Annotated in this window: 13 protein-coding genes; 9 read left to right on the forward strand and 4 right to left on the reverse strand. The window is 39.9% G+C overall.

Going from position 1 to position 19530, the window contains the following annotated elements; translation table 11 throughout:
* Window positions 1-120 precede the first annotated feature (120 nt).
* Complete coding sequence (locus CCK98_RS10190; protein ID WP_088086485.1) at window positions 121-2421, forward strand: glycoside hydrolase family 3 C-terminal domain-containing protein; 2301 nt, start codon at window positions 121-123, stop codon at window positions 2419-2421.
* A 383-nt stretch (window positions 2422-2804) separates the two neighbouring features.
* Here CCK98_RS10190 and CCK98_RS10200 read toward each other — a convergent pair whose 3' ends face one another.
* Window positions 2805-3848: a LacI family DNA-binding transcriptional regulator gene (locus tag CCK98_RS10200; RefSeq protein ID WP_088086487.1), complete on the reverse strand. Its 1044-nt coding sequence runs from the start codon at window positions 3846-3848 to the stop codon at window positions 2805-2807.
* Between the two features lie 410 nt (window positions 3849-4258).
* On the opposite strand from CCK98_RS10200, the gene CCK98_RS10205 reads away from it, so the two are divergent.
* Genes CCK98_RS10205 through CCK98_RS10225 form a run of 5 tightly spaced genes read left to right on the forward strand, consistent with a single transcriptional unit; the run spans window position 4259 to window position 10788 of the window.
* Complete coding sequence (locus tag CCK98_RS10205) at window positions 4259-5695, forward strand: L-fucose/L-arabinose isomerase family protein (RefSeq protein WP_088086488.1); 1437 nt, start codon at window positions 4259-4261, stop codon at window positions 5693-5695.
* 17 nt (window positions 5696-5712) lie between these two features.
* Window positions 5713-6543, forward strand: coding sequence for a transketolase (locus CCK98_RS10210; RefSeq protein ID WP_088086489.1), 831 nt, complete (start codon window positions 5713-5715; stop codon window positions 6541-6543).
* Complete coding sequence (locus CCK98_RS10215) at window positions 6540-7508, forward strand: transketolase family protein (RefSeq protein ID WP_088086490.1); 969 nt, start codon at window positions 6540-6542, stop codon at window positions 7506-7508. Before CCK98_RS10210 ends, CCK98_RS10215 begins: the two co-directional genes overlap by 4 nt.
* A 9-nt stretch (window positions 7509-7517) precedes the next feature.
* Window positions 7518-9008, forward strand: a complete 1491-nt coding sequence (gene glpK / locus CCK98_RS10220; protein ID WP_088086491.1) for a glycerol kinase GlpK — start codon at window positions 7518-7520, stop codon at window positions 9006-9008.
* Window positions 9009-9036: 28 nt separating this feature from the next.
* A complete protein-coding gene (locus CCK98_RS10225) occupies window positions 9037-10788 on the forward strand; it encodes a DUF5605 domain-containing protein (protein WP_088086492.1) in 1752 nt (583 codons plus the stop codon).
* A gap of 189 nt (window positions 10789-10977) precedes the next feature.
* Here the strand turns inward: CCK98_RS10225 and CCK98_RS10230 are convergent, their stop codons facing one another.
* The gene (locus CCK98_RS10230) at window positions 10978-11862 is read right to left on the reverse strand and encodes a LysR family transcriptional regulator (RefSeq protein ID WP_088086493.1); all 885 of its coding nucleotides are present in this window, start codon (window positions 11860-11862) and stop codon (window positions 10978-10980) included.
* Between the two features lie 170 nt (window positions 11863-12032).
* Between CCK98_RS10230 and CCK98_RS10235 the strand changes: the two genes are divergently transcribed.
* The 3 genes from CCK98_RS10235 (at window position 12033) to CCK98_RS10245 (ending at window position 17445) form a co-directional block, all read left to right on the forward strand.
* On the forward strand, window positions 12033-14918 hold the full coding sequence (locus CCK98_RS10235) for a 2-oxoglutarate dehydrogenase E1 component (protein ID WP_088086494.1): 2886 nt from the start codon (window positions 12033-12035) through the stop codon (window positions 14916-14918).
* Between the two features lie 90 nt (window positions 14919-15008).
* Entirely contained in the window at window positions 15009-16268 is a 1260-nt protein-coding gene (odhB, locus tag CCK98_RS10240; RefSeq protein WP_088086495.1) for a 2-oxoglutarate dehydrogenase complex dihydrolipoyllysine-residue succinyltransferase, read from the forward strand.
* A gap of 208 nt (window positions 16269-16476) precedes the next feature.
* Complete coding sequence (locus tag CCK98_RS10245; RefSeq protein ID WP_088086496.1) at window positions 16477-17445, forward strand: helix-turn-helix domain-containing protein; 969 nt, start codon at window positions 16477-16479, stop codon at window positions 17443-17445.
* A 54-nt stretch (window positions 17446-17499) separates the two neighbouring features.
* Here CCK98_RS10245 and CCK98_RS10250 read toward each other — a convergent pair whose 3' ends face one another.
* Window positions 17500-18507, reverse strand: coding sequence for an iron ABC transporter permease (locus CCK98_RS10250; RefSeq protein ID WP_088086497.1), 1008 nt, complete (start codon window positions 18505-18507; stop codon window positions 17500-17502).
* Window positions 18504-19505 (reverse strand): iron ABC transporter permease, encoded by a 1002-nt coding sequence (locus CCK98_RS10255; RefSeq protein WP_088086498.1) that lies wholly within the window; start codon window positions 19503-19505, stop codon window positions 18504-18506. The genes CCK98_RS10250 and CCK98_RS10255 overlap by 4 nt, the downstream gene beginning before the upstream one ends.
* Window positions 19506-19530: the final 25 nt, after the last annotated feature.

The following is a 19530-nucleotide window of genomic DNA, read 5'->3' on the forward strand; positions in this document are numbered from 1 at the left end:
TTTAATTTAGTTAATAAGATAATACTATTTTTCGATAAATATTACCATAACTAACAACGAGAAATTAATACAATATAAAAATAGAAAGCGTTTTCTATTAACCATACTAGGAGGTTCACAATGCGAGATATCAAACAATTAATTTCACAAATGACATTAGAAGAAAAAGCGAGCCTATGCTCTGGATTAGATTTCTGGCATTTAAAAGGGATTGAACGACTAGGGATTCCATCTCTTATGGTGACAGATGGGCCGCATGGTCTTCGCAAGCAGGCACAGGGTGCAGACCACTTAGGGATTTATAACAGTGTCCCGTCCACTTGTTTTCCGTCAGCTGCCGGAATGGCCAGCTCTTGGAATCGCGAACTCATTGAAAAAGTAGGGATAGCTCTAGGTGAGGAGTGCCAGGCAGAGGATGTTGCGGTTTTACTTGGACCAGGAGTGAATATTAAGCGTTCACCGCTTTGTGGAAGAAACTTTGAGTATTTCTCTGAAGATCCTTATTTAGCTTCAGAAATGGCGGCCAACCATGTTAAAGGGGTTCAAAGCCAGGGAGTCGGAACATCTTTGAAACACTTTGCAGCTAATAACCAGGAGCACCGCAGGATGTCAACGGATGCTGTTGTTGATGAAAGAACATTACGCGAAATTTATTTGGCCAGTTTTGAAGGCGTGGTCAAACAGTCCCAGCCATGGACAGTTATGTGCTCCTACAACAAAGTAAACGGTGAATACGCCTCTGAAAATGAATATTTGTTAAATGAGATTCTGAAAGATGAATGGGGTTTTGAAGGCTTTGTCGTTTCCGACTGGGGTGCGGTGAATGAACGTGCAGAAGGATTATCAGCCGGATTGGAACTTGAAATGCCATCTAGTAATGGCATCGGTGACCAAAAGATTGTCGACGCTGTGAAGAGTGGTAAACTGTCTGAAGAAAAACTCAATAAAGCAGTTGAACGATTATTGCGGATTATTTTTATGGCCGTTGATCATAAAAAAGAAAATGCTGTCTATGACAAAGATGCCCATCACCAGCTTGCCAGAGAAATGGCAAGGGAAAGCATGGTGTTATTAAAAAATGAAGAAGCAATTCTTCCGCTGAAAAAAGAAGGAACCATTGCCGTTATTGGAGAATTTGCTAAAAAGCCAAGATATCAAGGCGGGGGAAGTTCTCATGTAAAACCGACAAAGCTTGAAAACATTGTGGAAGAAATCGAAAAAACTGCTGGTAAAAACACGAATGTGTTATATGCTCAAGGATACAGTCTCGACTCTGACGAAATTGACGGAACGCTTCTTGCAGAAGCAAAAGAAGTGGCGGCTCAAGCTGATACGGTGATCCTTTTTGCCGGGCTTCCTGATCGGTATGAATCGGAAGGCTATGACCGCGAACATTTGCGCATGCCAGAAAACCACCGTCTATTAGTCGAAGCAGTAGCGGAAGTGAACCGCAATATCATTGTCGTGTTAAGCAACGGCTCACCGATTGAAATGCCATGGATTGGAAAAGTAAGAGGTATACTTGAAGCTTATTTAGGCGGACAAGCACTTGGAGGTGCCATCGCAGATTTATTATTTGGCGATGCAAATCCGAGCGGAAAATTGGCAGAATCGTTCCCTAAACAATTAAGCGATAACCCTTCTTTCTTGAACTTCCCGGGAGAAGGCGACAAAGTGGAATACAAGGAAGGTATTTTTGTCGGTTATCGTTACTATGATACCAAAAAAGTTGAACCGCAATTCCCGTTCGGATTTGGATTAAGCTACACTACTTTTGAATATAGCAATCTTTCAATCAGTCAAAAAGAGATTCAAGATACCGAAACGGTGGCAGTCAGTGTAACCGTTAAAAATACAGGTGATCGTGCTGGAAAAGAGATTGTGCAGCTTTACGTAAAAGATGTTAAGAGCAGTGTCAACAGACCTGAAAAAGAGCTGAAAGGCTTTGAAAAAGTAGACTTGCAGCCAGGTGAGGAAAAAACGGTTACGTTCTTATTAAATAAGCGAGCATTTGCTTACTATAATGTGGAAATGAAAGACTGGCATGTGGAAACAGGAGAGTTTGAAATTTTAGTAGGAGAATCGTCGCAAGAGATTGTCCTTAAAGATATCATCGTTGTTCAATCAACAGTTTCCATTAGAAAGCAGGTTCACCGCAATACCTTAATTGGTGATTTGCTGGCAGATCCAATTTTACTACCGTTAGCGACGGAATTATTAAATAAACACAATCCATTCCCGAATTTAGGAGCAAATGAAGGGGATGCTGCCGAAATGATGGAAGCCATGATGAAATATATGCCTCTTCGTGCATTAGTCAACTTCAGCATGGGTGCGTTTACAGAAGAAATGCTAACAAATCTGATGGACGAATTAAATCGATTCTCGGGTAGTAATGAAACTAATTTTGTTAAGAAATAAGTAGATTACACCTTATTTGCGCCCCTTCTCACTGAGTAGGGGGGCAAATAAATAAGATATATTTTAGTTCAAATTACTCTGCTTAAAGTTTCTATAAGGAAAAGAATTCATTATATAAACTAAAATTTGTTTAGCGTGTTTAGTAGCAGGAAAAATTTTTGCTTGACCCAAAGAAATCCTAATGGAAAGGATTACAATAACCGCATTAAAAAAAACAAATTTAAGCTGTCTCACAAGTTTATTTTAAAAATAAGTAACCCACGGAAAATTACATTCCGTGGGTTTTTGCCATGGCAACCAACAGGGGTTCAAAATTCACCAATCGGAGTCTGTAAAGTTCCGAATAGAGGTTGTATTAAAACCAAATTTTGATTTAATCCTTCCTAGTTTGTTTCTTTGTTTACTGCACATGAATTCCTTTCAATGAGTTCTGTATCAACAAACAATTTTATTTTATCAGAGTCATTATTTTCAATCTGTCTAATTAGTTTTTCTACTGATAGTAATGCGATCCTGTCTTTTTTTACATGTATTGTCGTTAGTTCAGGAGTAATCACTTGTGATTCAAAAATGTTATCAAAGCCGATAACAGAAATGTCCTCCGGGACTTTTATACCTAATTCAGTGAGCGATTTAATTACGCTAATGGCCATATAATCCGCTTCACAAAATAAGGCAGTGGGTAATTGACCCATCCGTTTATTGATTTTTTCTTTAAAAGCATCTTGGGATGAAATCACTGTTGGGGATAATGAAAAGTAATTACTTTCGGCAATTTTTAAACCGTTTTCAGTGAGTGCTTGCAAAAAGCCTTTTTTCCTCATGTCAAAATTATACATTCTTGTATTTGACCCTACATAACCAATTTGCTGGTGTTCCAACTCCATTAAATATTGTCCTGCCTGGTACGCACCATATACGTTGTTCATCACGACAAAGTTTACATCTAACGTTTCAAAACAAGTATCCAGGACAACGATATTTGGCTGTATGTCTGCAACTAGATTAATTTGCTCTGGCGTTAAGTTGGTACCTAACAATAATATGCCTGCCGATTTTTGTTCTTGTTCGAGCCTCGATACTTCTTCTTGAAGGCTTTCTATACTGATAGATGAAACCAACAGAGAATAACCACTGGAGCCGATTTGTTTGTCAAGATTATGAATTAACTCCATAAAAAAAGGGAGCGATTCATATTGCTCTGTTACTATTCCTGCATTTGTGCAAGCAATAAATCTCAATAATTTTGTGTTTGGCTGAAAATATTGATCAGCTTTAATAATAGGGCGCGGAATGTATCCATGTTCTTGTGCGATTCGTAAGACTTTCTCGCGCGTTTTTTGACTTACCCCATTTTTTCCATTCAACGCCAGAGAGACAGCGGATTTTGAGACATTGGCTAATTTAGCAATATCATCTATTTTCATAAATATAACACCTACCTAGTTGATAAAAGTACTGATCTGTTTTATAAACTTATTTCATTTGATTATAGCATAAGACAAGTTTTTTCAGTGGATGTTTAGTGAAAATAAATCAATTTATATACAAATATTCAGTAGTAATTCGGTAGTATTTATACGTTTCAAGAGAAAGTTCTTAAAATTGCTTAAATAAAAAAAATTATATAAAACTAAGAAAACAACTAAATAAATTTATCAAAACAATTGACTGATAATTTAAATGTTGATATTATTGACTCAAGTAGTTTATATAAGATAAATAAATTTAGTTTATTTAACATTTTTGTTTTTTGAATGCGCTTTATATAAAATGAGTGTTTTAGTATGTTTAGTTGAATTTTAGTTGATGTGAAATTGCTTAGGAGGCATAGGAAATGGAAAAGATTAAGCTTGGATTCGCACCCACTCGAAGATTTGTATTTAGTAAAGAAGATGCATTGAAGTTTAAACAATTAATAAGAGAAAAAATAGAGAGCTTTGGATTGGAAATAGAAATCGTTGATTTAGAGGGGATTAATGAAGAAGGGTTGTTGCATGAACGATTAGAAGAACCGGCCATTATTAAACGATTTAGAGATGCAGAAGTGGATGCTGTATTCTTCCCACACTGTAACTTTGGAACAGAGGATATTGTTGCACGAGTAGCAAAAGCAATTGGAAAACCTGTTTTACTTTGGGGTCCAAGGGATGAGGCTCCACTGGAAGATGGGATGCGTCTTCGTGATTCACAATGCGGAATTTTTGCAACTGGTAAAGTGCTAAGAAGATTTAATGTAAAGTTTACATATATTACGAATTGCAGTGTGGATAGCCCTGTTTTTGAACGCGGGTTTAAGAATTTTATTGGTGCAGCCAATGTTGTAAAGCAATTTACTAATCTACGAATCTTGCAAATATCGACTAGGCCCTCTGACTTTTGGTCTGTTATCTGCAATGAGGGTGAATTGTTAGAGACGTTTGGAATACAAATTCATCCGATCACTCTCGAAGAGTTGAAAAAAGGAACATTGAAGATAGAAAAGTCTGATAGCCCAGAATTAGATGAAGCAATTGGCTATATCAAGGAAAAGCTTGATTGGAGTGGAGTAACAGAACAGGATGTCCGGCGAATCGCTTCATTAAAAGTAGCGATGAAACAAATGGCTGCAGATACAGGAAGTACAGCGATTGCGATTCAATGCTGGTCAACCTTACAAGATATTATTGGCATTATGCCATGTTTGGCAAATGCGATTTTGACAGACGAACAAATCCCAGTAACCTGTGAAACAGATATACATGGTGCGATAACTTCCATTATGGTTCAAGCAGCTACATTAAATACAAAACCAACGTTTTTCGCAGATATTACAGTACGTCATCCTGAAAATCCAAATGGAGAGTTATTATTCCACTGCGGAAATTTCCCTGTATCGTTAAGTGTAGAAGAAAAGCCAAAGCTAAACAAACATTTCTTATTTGATGATCATTCTCCAGGAACTCATGAAGGAGAAATAAAGGGTGGAGAAATGACGCTTGCACGTTTTGACGGAGATCATGGTGAATATTCTATCTTTCTTGGAAAAGCAAAGGGCATTGAAGGTCCATTCACCAGAGGTTCATACGTTTGGGTGGAAGTAAATGACTGGCCATTATGGGAAGAAAAGTTAGTGAAAGGACCATATATTCACCACTCAGTAGGTGTCCACGCGAACGTTATCCCGGTCCTGTTTGATGCATGTGAATATATTCCTGGGTTGAATCCTGATCCAGTAGATCCAACTGAAAGTGAAATTAGAGCATGGCTTCGTGGGAGCGACCTTAATAAATAAAGCTGGGGGTAAAAAGGATGAGTAAAATTGAGTTTCTAAAACGTAAAGCAACAGAAATTCGAATGGAACTGCTAAAAATGATTTATGAGTCGGGTACCGGTCATACAGGTGGCTCTCTTTCCAATACCGATATCTTAACGGTTCTTTACTATCATATTATGAATGTGGATCCAAAGAATTCTAAATGGGAAAATCGTGATCGATATATACAGAGTAAAGGGCATGCCGTTGAATCATACTGGGCGATATTAGCAGATAAGGGTTTTTTTCCAAAAGAGGAATTAAAAACATTCTCTCAATTTAATACAAGATTAATAGGTCACCCGAACAATAAAGTGCCTGGTGTAGAAATGAATACAGGTGCGTTGGGACATGGGTTGCCAATCTCAGTTGGTATGGCCTTGGCTGCCAAAATGGATGAAAAATCGTACCGAGTCTATACCTTAATGGGGGACGGCGAGCAGGCAGAAGGGTCAGTTTGGGAAGGGGCTATGGCTGCTTCACAGTACAAGCTGGATAATTTAGTCGCTATTATTGATCGCAATAGATTGCAAATAACAGGAAGTACCGAGGATGTTATGTCCCTTGAACCGTTAGGGGATAAATGGAGATCGTTTGGCTGGGAAGTCGTAGAAGTAGATGGAAATAATATCGAACAGTTAGTAGAAGTTTTGAGCAATACGCCTAGAGTGAGCGGAAAACCAACGATGATTGTTGCCAATACAGTCAAAGGTAAGGGAATTTCATTTGCTGAAAATGTAGCAAAATGGCATCATTACGTACCTAATAAAGAAGAATATGAATTAGCAATGGAAGAACTTTCAAAGCAACTGGAGGTGCTACAATGACTAAAGAGGCTTTAAAAAGTGTAAAAGGAAATATGATCGCTAATCGTCAAGCTATCAGTGAGGTTTTAGAAGAATTAGCGAAAGAAAATAGAGATATTTTAGTCTTAACCAGTGATTCCAGAGGATCAGCTTCTCTTGTGAATTTTGGGAAAGAATTACCGCATCAAATTGTAGAGGTCGGAATTGCAGAACAAAATCTCGTTGGGATTGCTTCGGGCTTGGCGGCTTCTGGTAAAAAACCATTTGTTGCATCACCTGCTTGTTTTTTAAGCATGAGAAGTATTGAACAAATCAAAGTAGATGTTGCGTATTCCAATACAAATGTGAAACTAATCGGCATTAGCGGCGGCGTTAGTTATGGTGCACTAGGCATGTCTCACCATTCTCTCCAGGATCTCGCTGTGACCCGTGCTATTCCTGGTCTAGATGTAATGATGCCAGCGGATCGTCATGAGGCGAAAAAAATGATTAAAGCATTAGTTGAATATGATCGACCGGTATATCTTCGGATTGGTCGCAATCCAGTTGAAGATTCATATGTATCTGAAGACTATGAGTTTCAAATTGGTAAAGCAGTGACGATGAAAGAAGGAACAGATATAACCATTATTGCAACTGGCGAGACGGTCAGAATTGCATTAGATTCCGCAGAAGCCCTTCAACAGGAAGGAATCGATTGTCGGGTTATCAATATGCATACGATCAAACCGTTAGATAAGGAAGCAATTCTAAGGGCTGCTCAGGAAACAGGAAGAATTATCACCATCGAAGAGCATAGCATTTATGGCGGTTTAGGTTCAGCGGTAGCTGAGGTTGTTTCACAAAGCCACCCGATACCTGTCAAGATTCTTGGTCTGCCAGACGAACCAGCTGTTGCAGGAAAAACAGCTGAAGTGTTTGAACACTATGGATTAAGTGTAACCAATGTTAGGAAGATTGCCATGCAGATGGTGAATAATGGATGAGGTGTTCCTATGACAAACGAGAAATATATTCTTTCGATTGATCAAAGTACATCGGGAACAAAAGTATTGCTCGTTAATACGAGAGGACAAATAATTCATAAATGTGCTTTAAGTCATACACAATACTATCCACACCCAGGATGGGTAGAGCATGATCCGGTTGAAATCTATGAAAATGTTAAAACACTGTTGGAAGAGATGGTTCAAACATCTGTCGTCTCACAAGAAAATTTAGTTGTTTTAGCGATTACAAATCAACGAGAAACGATAGTCGTTTGGGATAAAGAAACAGGAATCCCAGTTTATAATGCTATCGTTTGGCAATGTCGAAGAACGTCTGACAAATGCCAAGAGTTAAAAGAGCAGGGATATGAACATCTTATACAATCAAAAACTGGGTTAAAGGCAGATCCATATTTTTCTGCATCTAAGGTAAAATGGATAATGGATCATGTAGATGGCGTCAAAGAAAGAGCAAGAGAAGGCGAGCTCCTACTTGGAACGATTGATAGCTGGCTCATCTGGAAATTAACAGGCGGGAAAGTCCATGCAACCGATTATTCGAATGCAAGCCGAACACTTCTATTTAATATTCATACCCTTCAGTGGGATGATGAGTTGTTGGAACTTTTTTGTATCCCAAAAGAAATGCTTCCTGAAGTAAAAGATTCCAATGAACTATTTGGTGTTACCGAGGATCCCGCTCTTCCGTTCACACAACTTCCTATCTCAGGGATAATTGGAGATTCTCAAGGTGCTTTATTTGGGCAGAAATGTTTTGAGCCGGGCATGGCCAAAGCGACATATGGTACAGGCACTTCCGTACTGATGCAAACTGATGAATTGGTGGATGGTACCAATGGTTTAGTCACTTCCATTGCATGGGGAATGAATGGGAAAGTAAGTTATGCACTGGAAGGGATTATTAATAGTACCGGTGACACGATTAAATGGCTGAAGGATCAGCTCGAATTGATTGATGAAATTGATGAGGCTGAGCAGTTGGCAAGTTCTATATCAGATAATCAGGGTGTCTATCTTGTACCAGCTTTTGTAGGCTTAGGAGCTCCTTACTGGAAACCGTACACTCGTGCCGCAATTATGGGAATGAGCCGCAATACCGGAAAACCACATATCGTGCGTGCAGCATTAGAAAGTATCGCTTATCAGGTTAAGGATATTATTGAACTGATGCAATCAGAATCCAATATTCAAATAAAAAGTGTAAAAGTGGATGGAGGCGCAACAAGCAACCGCTTCTTAATGCAATATCAAGCAGATATGTTGGATAGCGATGTTATTGCTTCAGAAGTAGCCGAACTATCTTCAATGGGTTCTGTTTATTTAGCGGGTTTAGGAGTCGGAATTTGGAAATCTAAAGATGAAATAAATAAACTTAATCAGGATCATGAATTGTATCGCCCTTTGATGACAAGTGATGTAAGAGATAAGTATTATCAAGGGTGGAAGCAGTCAGTAAATGGTGTTTTAGTATATTAAATAATTCTACCAGCTGGAGGTTATCATTTTGGAATTTACAGAAAAAACGAAACTAGGTAGTGTTTTGTCTAATAAAGAAGCTAGGGGCATATTGGAAAAACATATTCCTCAACTTTTTGATTTAATGCTTGATCCAAGTCTAGGTACATTTATTAGGTTAGCTGATTTACCACAGCTTGCTTCGTATATTCCAGAATTAACACTGACGTCGGAAATTGTAACAGCACTGCAGCAGGATTTGGCAAAGGTCTCGGAGGAGTCGGAGGACAGCGGTGAGATTACACCGGCTACTGATTATGAAAATGAATCGGTGCCTAGAGGTTCGGCGGCGATTACACTGCCTGATCATGTCGACAAGTGGGGCGTATTCGAGTTGAAATTGCAGGGCCCGGATCACGGAAATCCGTTTGTCGACGTAGCTCTAAGTGCTGAATTTAGTTTTGAAGATAGAACACTGGAAACACTAGGTTTCTATGACGGAGAAGGCGTTTACCGGATTCGATTTATGCCTGACACTGAAGGCAGCTGGGCATTCCGGACGAAAAGCTCCGCCAGATCACTTGATAGCATTGAAGGTCAATTTGTCTGTAAGGAAGCATTGGAAGGGAATCAGGGTCCGGTTCGTGTACAAAACACCTTTCATTTTGCTCATGAGGACGGAACAAGGTATATTCCGGTCGGTACGACTTGTTATGCCTGGGTCCATCAGGAGGAAAATTTGATTAAGCAAACACTGGAAACGCTTGGAACATCTCCCTTCAACAAAATGCGTATGTGTGTTTTTCCGAAATCGTATTCTTTCAATACCAACGAACCTCCCTTTTACCCGTATGAGGGATCGATTGAGGAAGGTTGGGATAATGCTCGATTCAATCCATTGTTCTTTCAACATTTGGAACAAAGAATTATCGATCTCGGAAAGCTTGGTATCGAAGCAGATTTGATTTTGTTCCACCCATATGATCGATGGGGATTTGCGGATATGAAAAAGGGCGCTGACGATCGGTATTTGCGATACATCGTTGCCCGTCTTTCCGCCTATCGGCATGTTTGGTGGTCTTTGGCCAATGAGTACGATTTAATGTGGTCAAAGGAAATAGATGATTGGGAACGTTTTGCAAAAATTATTACGGAAAATGACCCTTATAATCATTTGATCTCTATCCACAACTGTTTACAATTTTATGATTACAACCGGCCATGGATTACTCATTGCAGCGTTCAACGCGTTGATGTGTACAAGACGGCCGAGAGCACTGATGAGTGGCGGAAACAATGGAATAAGCCAATTGTTATAGACGAATGTGCATATGAAGGAGACATTGATCAAGGCTGGGGCAACATTCCTGGTGAAGAAATGACACGCCGATTCTGGGAAGGTGCCTTAAGAGGAGGATATGTTGGGCATGGTGAAACATACCTGCGTCCAGATGAGGTTTTATGGTGGTCTAAAGGCGGCAAACTGTATGGAAGCAGTCCCGATCGTATTGCATTCTTAAGGGGCATCATGGAAGAAGGTCCAAAAGATGGATTGAATCCTTTGCAAATGTCATGGGATGCACCTGCGGCAGGAATACCGGACGAATATTATCTTTTCTATTACGGCTTTAACCAGCCTCGCTTCAGAGAATATCGGATGAAGCCAGGGACGAAGTATAAAGTAGAAGTAATTGATACGTGGAATATGACAATTAACGAATTGGAAGAAATCTATGAAGGAAAATTCCGAATCGAGCTCCCTGGCAGACAATACATGGCAGTCAGGATGTCAAGGATCTAATCTATACAGTTATCTTCCCTTGAAAGTTTGAAAATATTATATATTTTAATATAGTTACGAAACAAAAATCAGCCAGGAAGCGTTTCCGGCTGGTTTTTTTTGTCGATATACTCTTTTTTTTGCATTGTCAGCGATATTGACATTTAGGAACCTGTTTGCTCAATAAATTCTCCACTGAGCTTGTTAAATTCAATTGTCCTTCCAATCAAAGTTTTCAATAAAGCGTACAAATGCCTTAACAACATTCCATTCCAGAGATTCCTTATGATAATACATCCACGTTCTTCGCAATATAGGATTTCCTTCTTGATCAAGTAGGTGGATTTTATGTAAATCTTCTATACCGGTAAGTACCCTGCTGGACAGGATGCCATAGCCTAAACCATTTATAACCATTTCCTTACACGTATCAACTTGGTCAACTTCTATACTAATAAAGGGCGCTTGCGAATAATTTTCACCCCACCAATGATCAATTACTGATTTTAATAAATAATCTCCTCTATATTCGATTCTAGGAAGACGAGGGAGATCCATTATATCAATCTCATCCATTGACGCAATGCATATGTCTTCCTCAAATAATTGATGTTTTGATAATCCCCGCCAACCATAGTCTCCTCGAACAAAGCTGATATGAACATCCTTATTGTGTATAAGTTGAGTTACGTCTCTGCTCCACCCTGTAACCACTTTGAATTCCACATGTGGATATTGCATTTTAAATAATTTCAAAACATAGGGAAGTTCATAATTCGCGAAAAAATTGGATACCCCCAATTTCAACGTACCTACCACTTCGTCACTTTCGTTATTACTCATATTTTGGACATTTTCTTTAATCTTTTCATAATGAGCAAGGGCCTCCTCAGCACAATGAACAAGATATTCTCCTTGTGGGGTAAAATGCACTCCTCTGCTTTCACGAGTTACGATTTTAACGCCTAGTTCTTCCTGCATATGCTTTAATCGAGTCGTTAACGCGGGTTGAGTAAGAAATAAGAGGCGAGCTGTTTTTGTTAGATTCTTTTGATGATAAAGCACCTTTAGTATTTCCCAGTCACGGTAATCCATTTTTCCACCTATCTATCTGATATAAATATTTTTTATAGATTAATATAATTTTTTAGCATTTTATTTATTTCAATTATTACATTATCCTTATCCTAAAGCAATTGATAATTACTTCACTAAATAATCCGAAACAAAACATATAAAGTAACACAACAATGGGGGAATTGGGAATGGGAGTACAAAAAAACGAACATAATCCATGGCGGAAATTTAATGGTCCAAACCTGGGCTATGTAATCGAACAATATGAGCGGTACACGAACGGTGAAGACACCCTTGATCCAAAATTAAAAGAGCTTTTTATTAAATGGGGCTCCCCTTTGTCTTTTGAATCAAGTCATACCGAAGAAACCATCAATAATGAATCTGTTAATCCTGATAATTCCATAAATATACAGAAAGTACTTAAAGTGGTAAAACTGCTTGAAGATATTCGTTCAAACGGTCATTTAGCGGCAAACATGAACCCATTAGAGGGGAATCCACAAAATCAAGAGTTGTTTAATCCAGAAAAACATGGGGTAAGTGAGCAAGCCCTGAAAGCGATTCCATCCAAACTTGTTTGGGAGGAGGCACCAGCAAGTATTCAAACCGCATGGGATGCTATCAACCATTTAAAGCGTAGTTATACCTCCACACTGGCCTATGAATTTAACCATGTGCAACATATGGATGAACGAGCATGGTTAACTCAAATGGTGGAAACAGGTTCTTTGCATCGCTCCTTATCTAAAGAAGAACAAACGAACTTGTTACAGAGTCTGACAGAGGTTGAAGGATTTGAACAATTTTTGCATAAGACCTTTGTCGGTCAAAAGCGATTTTCTATTGAAGGCGTTGACATGCTTGTCCCCATGCTGAATGAAGCCGTGCACGAAGGTGTCGGGGATGGAGCACGTAATGTAGTGATTGGAATGGCGCATCGCGGCCGCCTAAGTGTTCTTGCGCATGTGTTAAACAAACCATACAGAAAAATGTTCTCTGAATTTCAGCACTCGTCTGCCAAACAACAGGGTCCGTCAGAAGATTTGGTCGACATAAGTGAGGGCTGGACTGGAGATGTGAAATACCATTTAGGCCGAAATCGATTCATGGAAGGCCCCGGAAACGTTCGCGCACGTATTACTTTAGCCAATAATCCGAGTCATCTTGAATTTGTAGATCCGGTAGTCGAAGGTTTTGCAAGAGCTGCCCAAGAAGAACGAAAGTCTGCCGGTTACCCTAAGCAGGATGTTAAGAGGGCGTTTGCGATTTTGGTCCATGGTGATGCAGCCTTTCCGGGCCAGGGGATTGTAGCGGAGACCTTGAATTTAAGCGGGTTAAAAGGATATCGAACAGGTGGAACCATCCACATCATTGCCAACAACATGGTCGGCTTTACGACAGATAGCCACGATTCTCGTTCAACGAGATATTCGAGTGACTTAGCAAAAGGATTTGAGATTCCGATTGTACATGTAAATGCGGACGATCCAGAAGCATGTCTGGTCGCCGTTCGTCTGGCTTATCAATACCGAACTCGGTTCCAAAAGGACTTTTTGATTGATTTAGTTGGGTACCGGCGATTTGGCCACAATGAAATGGACGATGCAGCAGTCACCCAGCCACAGGTTTACAAAAAAATCGCGAACCATCCAACGGTAAGAGCGGTGTATTCCAAACAGTTGCAAAATAGTGGCATTCTCAAACAAGAAGAAGTTGAGCACATTAACCGCAGCGTGCAAGAACTGTTGCAGGCTGAGTTTGAAAAAGCGTCCGAGAAGAAGCAGAGTGAACCCCTTGCAGAAGTAGAGGTTCCGAGGGTGATCGCCAAAGGAATTCCACCGGTAGAAACAAGCGTGCCCCTTGGTACCCTTCGTGAATTAAACCAAGATTTATTGAAATGGCCGGAAGGTTTTCATGTATATCCAAAGTTAAAACGAATTCTGGAGCGCCGTAATTCGGCACTAGAAGAGAACGGGAAAGTAGAATGGGCGGTAGCAGAAGTGTTGGCATTTGCGTCGATGTTAAAAGATGGTACGCCGATTCGTCTAACCGGCCAAGATTCTGAGCGTGGAACGTTTGCGCAGCGACACATTGTGCTACACGACTCCGAAACAAACGATACCTATTCACCACTGCACCAGCTTCCGCAAGCACAGGCTTCGTTTGCGGTTCATAATAGTCCGCTGTCGGAAGCAGCGGTTGTAGGTTTTGAATATGGATATAATGTATTTGCTCCTGAAACACTTGTCATGTGGGAAGCACAATATGGCGACTTTGCCAACACAGCACAACCCCTCTATGATCAATTTGTTTCATCCGCAAGAGCGAAATGGGGGCAAAAATCAGGGCTTATTCTCCTGTTGCCTCACGGGTATGAAGGCCAAGGTCCAGAGCATTCAAGTGCCCGTCCGGAACGCTTTTTACAGTTAGCAGCTGAAAACAACTGGACAGTTGCCAACCTGACAAGTGCGGCCCAATATTTTCATATTTTACGCCGTCAAGCTTCCATCTTAGGTACAGAGTTTGTTCGGCCATTGGTTATTATGACACCAAAGAGTCTGCTTCGTCACCCGTTGGTTGCTTCTACAGGTACTGCGCTAAGCGAAGGCCATTTCCAAACAGTAGTGGAACAGCCTCAGCTCGGAAAAGAGACAGACAAGGTAAAGCGTTTAGTATTAACAACTGGTAAGATGGCCATCGATCTTGCTGTAGAGATCGAATCAAAGAAAGAAGATCAAAACTTAGAAGAGTTACACATCGTTCGAATCGAACAGTTGTATCCATTTCCTCAGGAAAAAGTAGAAGCAATCTTGAAGCGTTACCCAAACTTGAAGGAAATCATTTGGGTACAGGAAGAACCGAGAAATATGGGTGCGTGGCACTATATCGCCCCAATTCTCTTTGATCTTGCTTCCGGCAGCCTGACAGTTGGTTACATTGGACGTCAGGAGCGTTCAAGTACGGCAGGCGGCGATCCAATCGTTCATAAAAAGGAACAAGAACGCATTATCCAACAGGCTTTGAACTATATAGAGTCTGGAAGATACTCAGAAACAAGAAAGAGAGTTTAGTTCTAACTAACCATCATCACTCACAAATTACGATAGTTGAAATACTTGCATAATAGGAGACTTACCATCATACCTAGGAGGATACACCACATGATAGAAATAAAAGTACCAGAACTGGCAGAATCCATTACAGAAGGTACCATTTCACAATGGCTCATTAACATTGGTGATAAAGTGACCAAAGGAGATAGTGTTGTTGAACTGGAAACAGACAAAGTGAATATCGAATTAAATACCGAATACTCAGGTATAGTTTCAAAATTATTAAAAGAGACGGGCGATATCGTCGAAGTAGGCGATGTAATTGCGATTATCGAAGAGAATACGGCTGCAGGAGCCACTCCAGGCACTCCAACTGTTCCAGATGCAGCTCCGGAAAGACCGGCAGAAGAAACTTTTAATCAACAAAGCAACCAACCTGAGCCAGAACTTTCGATAGCCGCACGTCCAATTGCTTCACCAGCAGCAAGAAAATTGGCAAGAGAACGGGGAATCGATTTACACCAAGTAAGCAGCCGTGATCCACTTGGCAGAATTAGAACAGAGGATGTAAAAGCATATACACATACACCTGCGGTTAAAGAAGAACCAAAGTTGGAAAAGACCAGCCCAAAACCTGTCGTACAACAAATAGATGAAGAGTTTGACAAACCAGTAGAACGTGTGAAAATGTCCCGCCGGCGTCAAACCATCGCTAAGCGCTTAGTAGAAGTCCAGCATACAGCGGCGATGTTGACCACATTTAACGAAGTGGATATGTCTGCTGTTATGGATTTACGCACGAAGCGGAAAGATGCCTTTTTCGAAAAACATGGGGTTCGTCTTGGGTTCATGTCGTTCTTTACAAAAGCCGTGGTTTCAGCTTTGAAGCAATTCCCGCTTTTAAATGCTGAAATTCAAGGCGATGAATTGATTTTGAAGAAGTTCTATGATATCGGAATTGCCGTGGCAGCACCAGAGGGGTTGGTCGTACCGGTTGTACGCAATGCTAACCAGAAAAACTTTGCTGAAATCGAACAAGAAATCAGTAATCTCGGTAAAAAAGCTCGTGATAATGCCCTTACTTTAAATGATTTACAAGGTGGAACATTTACGATTACAAACGGCGGAGTTTTCGGTTCATTAATGTCAACGCCAATCTTGAATAGCCCGCAAGTGGGGATTCTCGGTATGCATAAAATCCAAACAAGACCTGTAGCGATTGACAGTGAACGAATGGAAAACCGACCAATGATGTATATTGCCCTGTCATACGATCATCGAATTGTCGACGGAAAAGAGGCTGTTAGCTTCCTAGTTGCAGTGAAAGAATTGTTGGAAGATCCGCACTCTTTATTATTAGAAGGATAAATCTTATTGATTTGCTAGTTTAATTCTAAAAGACCAAACAAAAACAGACCTTTGAGGTCTGTTTTTGTTTATTTAATCAGAAGTAAACAAAAGGTGTGTTCCTGAAATAAGGAACATGTCTTTTGTTCTATGGAGTGAAGAGAAATATGATATGATTTGACTTAACGAATGCAACGCTGGGAGAGAACACAGGAAAAAGGTGAGTTGTATGAACTATGACCTTCTAAATGAACTTTTACAGATTACGGATGAAGAGAAAAGCATCCTTGAGCAAAAAACGGAAGTAAGTAAAGAAATCTACACAAGTAAGACAAATTTTATTATTGAAAGCGAAAAATTCCTTAGCAAAGACAAAATGATCATGGTTCGAAAGCACACTAGATTTGTCGATTTCCCCTTACATAAACATGACTATATAGAAGTCAATTATGTTTATAACGGGGAATTGAATCAAACAGTTGGCGGCAGACAATTAACCCTGAAAAAGGGAGAGCTTCTCTTATTAAATCAGCATATTGAACATGAGATCAATGCCTGTGCCAAAGAAGACATTGTCATTAATTTTATCATTCGTCCTTCTTTCTTCGACTTTATTTTTTCCTTTTTAAGTTCGGAAAATATAATCAGTGATTTTCTGCTTAATAGCTTATATAACAACACGCAGAACGGTCAATTCCTTTATTTTAAAGTGGCTGATGTACCTGCTATTCAGGATATGATTGGAAAAATGATTGAGGAAATCATGCATCCTTCTGCTTTCTCAGAGTCAACCATTAAACTGTATATGGGGCTTTTCTTGATTGAACTGATTAAAAATTCTGATAAGGTGGAGAGAAAAGAAGAGGCATCTATCAATCACTATTTGGTAGTAGAGTCACTTAATTATATTGAAGAACAGTTTAAGGACGCCTCGTTATATGAATTAGCCGATCGATTGAAACAATCTCACTATGGTTTAAGTAAAACCATAAAAAAGGCTACCTCCCACACATTCAAAGAGCTTCTGCAAGAGAGGCGACTTATCAAAGCGAAAGAATTATTGGAAGGAACCGACATGGCGATTGCTTCAATTGTGGAGCAGGTTGGCTATGATAATATCAGTTATTTTTACCGGATTTTTAAAGGGAAATATGGACTGACACCGAAGGAATTCAGAAAGAGGACAATTCGAGCATGAGCAAGGAAGTATAAAGAAACAATGAATCCCTCAAATATTGGGATTCATTGTTTCTTATTTTTTCAATAACAAATACATAAAGTACGGAGCACCGATTAAGGCAACCATTATACCAGCTGGAATACCATTGGGTTCAATCAAATTCCGTCCAATTGTATCAGCAATGAGTAGGAGCCAACCGCCTATTAGAATGGCTAAGGGAATAAATAGTTGATTTCTAGGTCCTACCAACGCTTTTGCTATATGGGGAGCCATCAATCCGATAAAGGAAGTTCCTCCCGTAACTGAAACGGCAGAAGCAGCAAGTGCCACGGCTGTTACTAGTAAAACGATCCGTTCCTTTTCAATCGAAACACCCACACAGATGGCTACAGGTTCACTTAGTCCGAGAAGATTCAATCGATTAGCCTTGAATAATGTGTAGGGGATTAGAATCAATAACCAAGGTAAGAATGACCAAATAAATGGCCAATCCGTTCCCCAAATATTCCCCGCTAACCATTTAGCAATAAAATCTACCTTTTCCCGTTCGGCAGATGAAATCAGGACAATCATTACCCCAGAAAGTGCCATCGAAAAACCAATCCCAACTAGAACTAATCTAACCGGCTGCATGCCAGTACTTCTTTTATATGAAAATAGGTAGATTAGTGCGGCAGTTAGTATCGCACCGCAAAAAGCAACAAGGGGAAGCACGTAGATAAATGAACCTGCTTCGATCGGGAAAAACAAAAAGAAAACGGTAATAGCAACACCTGCTCCAGAGTTTATCCCAATAATACCAGGGTCAGCAAGATCATTTCGTGTGATTCCTTGTAAAATAGAACCAGATAAGGCCAAGGCCATCCCTGCTAACAATGTAATAATCATTCTTGGTAAGCGGATAGAAAATAAAACAAAATCTTCTTTAAACTTTCCATGTCCGAGAAGGGTTGGTATGAGTCTGTCATAGGATAGGGAGGAGTAGCCCAAACCCATGGCAATAATACTTGAAATCAATATGAGTACTAATAAAATAGATAAAAGCAATCGCTGTTTTTTTAATAAAGAAGGTTGAATCATGAAAATACTCTTCCTCCTTTACGAATAATAACAAGGAAGAAGGGCAACCCCATTACAGCCATTATTGCAATGATAGGTGTTTCGTAAGGAGCATTAATTGTTCGGCCAAGGGTATCAGCAAAAAGCATTAAAGTGGCTCCAAAAACAGCGGACATTGGAATGATGAAACGGTAATCCGTTCCGACGATTGCGCGAACCAAATGGGGAACCATTAAGCCGATGAAAGCCATATTCCCGACAAGTGCCACCGAAGCACCAGCTAATAGAATGATCACTATAAATAGAATCGTCTTTATTTGAGTTGTTTTTTGACCTAGTCCAACGGCAACTTCTTCATTTAAGCTTAAAATGGTAAGCTGTCTGGAGAGAAAAAGTGACACAAGAATTCCAATAATAATAAATGGGACGATGATTTGAAGCTGTTTCCACGAAGTCCCAATCATCCCTCCAGAAGTCCACATAGAAACATTTTTGGAAACTTTGAAATAAATCCCAATTCCTTCTGCAACTGCATAAAGGAAGGCAGAGACCGCTGCTCCAGCTATAACAATTCTAAGCGGAGAAAAGCCCCCTTTTTTTATGGAACCGATACCAAAAACCATCAATGTTCCAACAGCAGCTCCCACAAAACAAGCGATCGTCAAGCTGAAATAATTGGCAGAAGGGATAAACGCAATGGTTATGGCAAGTGCCGCATTCGCACCAGCTGTTAATCCAAGTAAACCAGGATCTGCTAGTGGATTTCTCGTCAGTCCTTGCATGATTGCTCCTGAAACAGCAAGAGCAGCACCAACAAAAATGGCTGCCGCTGCTCTTGGAAATCGGATTTCACGGAGCATCGAAGTGGCATTATCACTTACATTTGAAGTTAAGGCTTGCCATACATCCTTGACAGTAGTATCTGCCGCTCCAAAAATACAGGCAGCAATGGTCATACCAGCAAAAACAAGGAAAGCAGCGATAATTTTATATACAAAGGGGAAATTTTCTTTTGTCATCAGTCTCTCATCTTTTCTTTCCTAG

Origin of the sequence: Bacillus sp. OV166 (assembly GCF_900177675.1) — a bacterium.
Classification (GTDB): Bacteria; Bacillota; Bacilli; order Bacillales; family Cytobacillaceae; genus Neobacillus.

Excerpts from the sequence above, each read along its gene's own strand:
- CCK98_RS10190 (WP_088086485.1), top strand. The coding sequence starts at position 121 with ATGCGAGATATCAAACAATTAATTTCACAAATGACATTAGAAGAAAAA.
- CCK98_RS10200 (WP_088086487.1), bottom strand. The coding sequence starts at position 3,848 with ATGAAAATAGATGATATTGCTAAATTAGCCAATGTCTCAAAATCCGCT.
- CCK98_RS10205 (WP_088086488.1), top strand. The coding sequence starts at position 4,259 with ATGGAAAAGATTAAGCTTGGATTCGCACCCACTCGAAGATTTGTATTT.
- CCK98_RS10210 (WP_088086489.1), top strand. The coding sequence starts at position 5,713 with ATGAGTAAAATTGAGTTTCTAAAACGTAAAGCAACAGAAATTCGAATG.
- CCK98_RS10215 (WP_088086490.1), top strand. The coding sequence starts at position 6,540 with ATGACTAAAGAGGCTTTAAAAAGTGTAAAAGGAAATATGATCGCTAAT.
- glpK (WP_088086491.1), top strand. The coding sequence starts at position 7,518 with ATGACAAACGAGAAATATATTCTTTCGATTGATCAAAGTACATCGGGA.
- CCK98_RS10230 (WP_088086493.1), bottom strand. The coding sequence starts at position 11,862 with ATGGATTACCGTGACTGGGAAATACTAAAGGTGCTTTATCATCAAAAG.
- CCK98_RS10235 (WP_088086494.1), top strand. The coding sequence starts at position 12,033 with ATGGGAGTACAAAAAAACGAACATAATCCATGGCGGAAATTTAATGGT.
- odhB (WP_088086495.1), top strand. The coding sequence starts at position 15,009 with ATGATAGAAATAAAAGTACCAGAACTGGCAGAATCCATTACAGAAGGT.
- CCK98_RS10245 (WP_088086496.1), top strand. The coding sequence starts at position 16,477 with ATGAACTATGACCTTCTAAATGAACTTTTACAGATTACGGATGAAGAG.
- CCK98_RS10250 (WP_088086497.1), bottom strand. The coding sequence starts at position 18,507 with ATGATTCAACCTTCTTTATTAAAAAAACAGCGATTGCTTTTATCTATT.
- CCK98_RS10255 (WP_088086498.1), bottom strand. The coding sequence starts at position 19,505 with ATGACAAAAGAAAATTTCCCCTTTGTATATAAAATTATCGCTGCTTTC.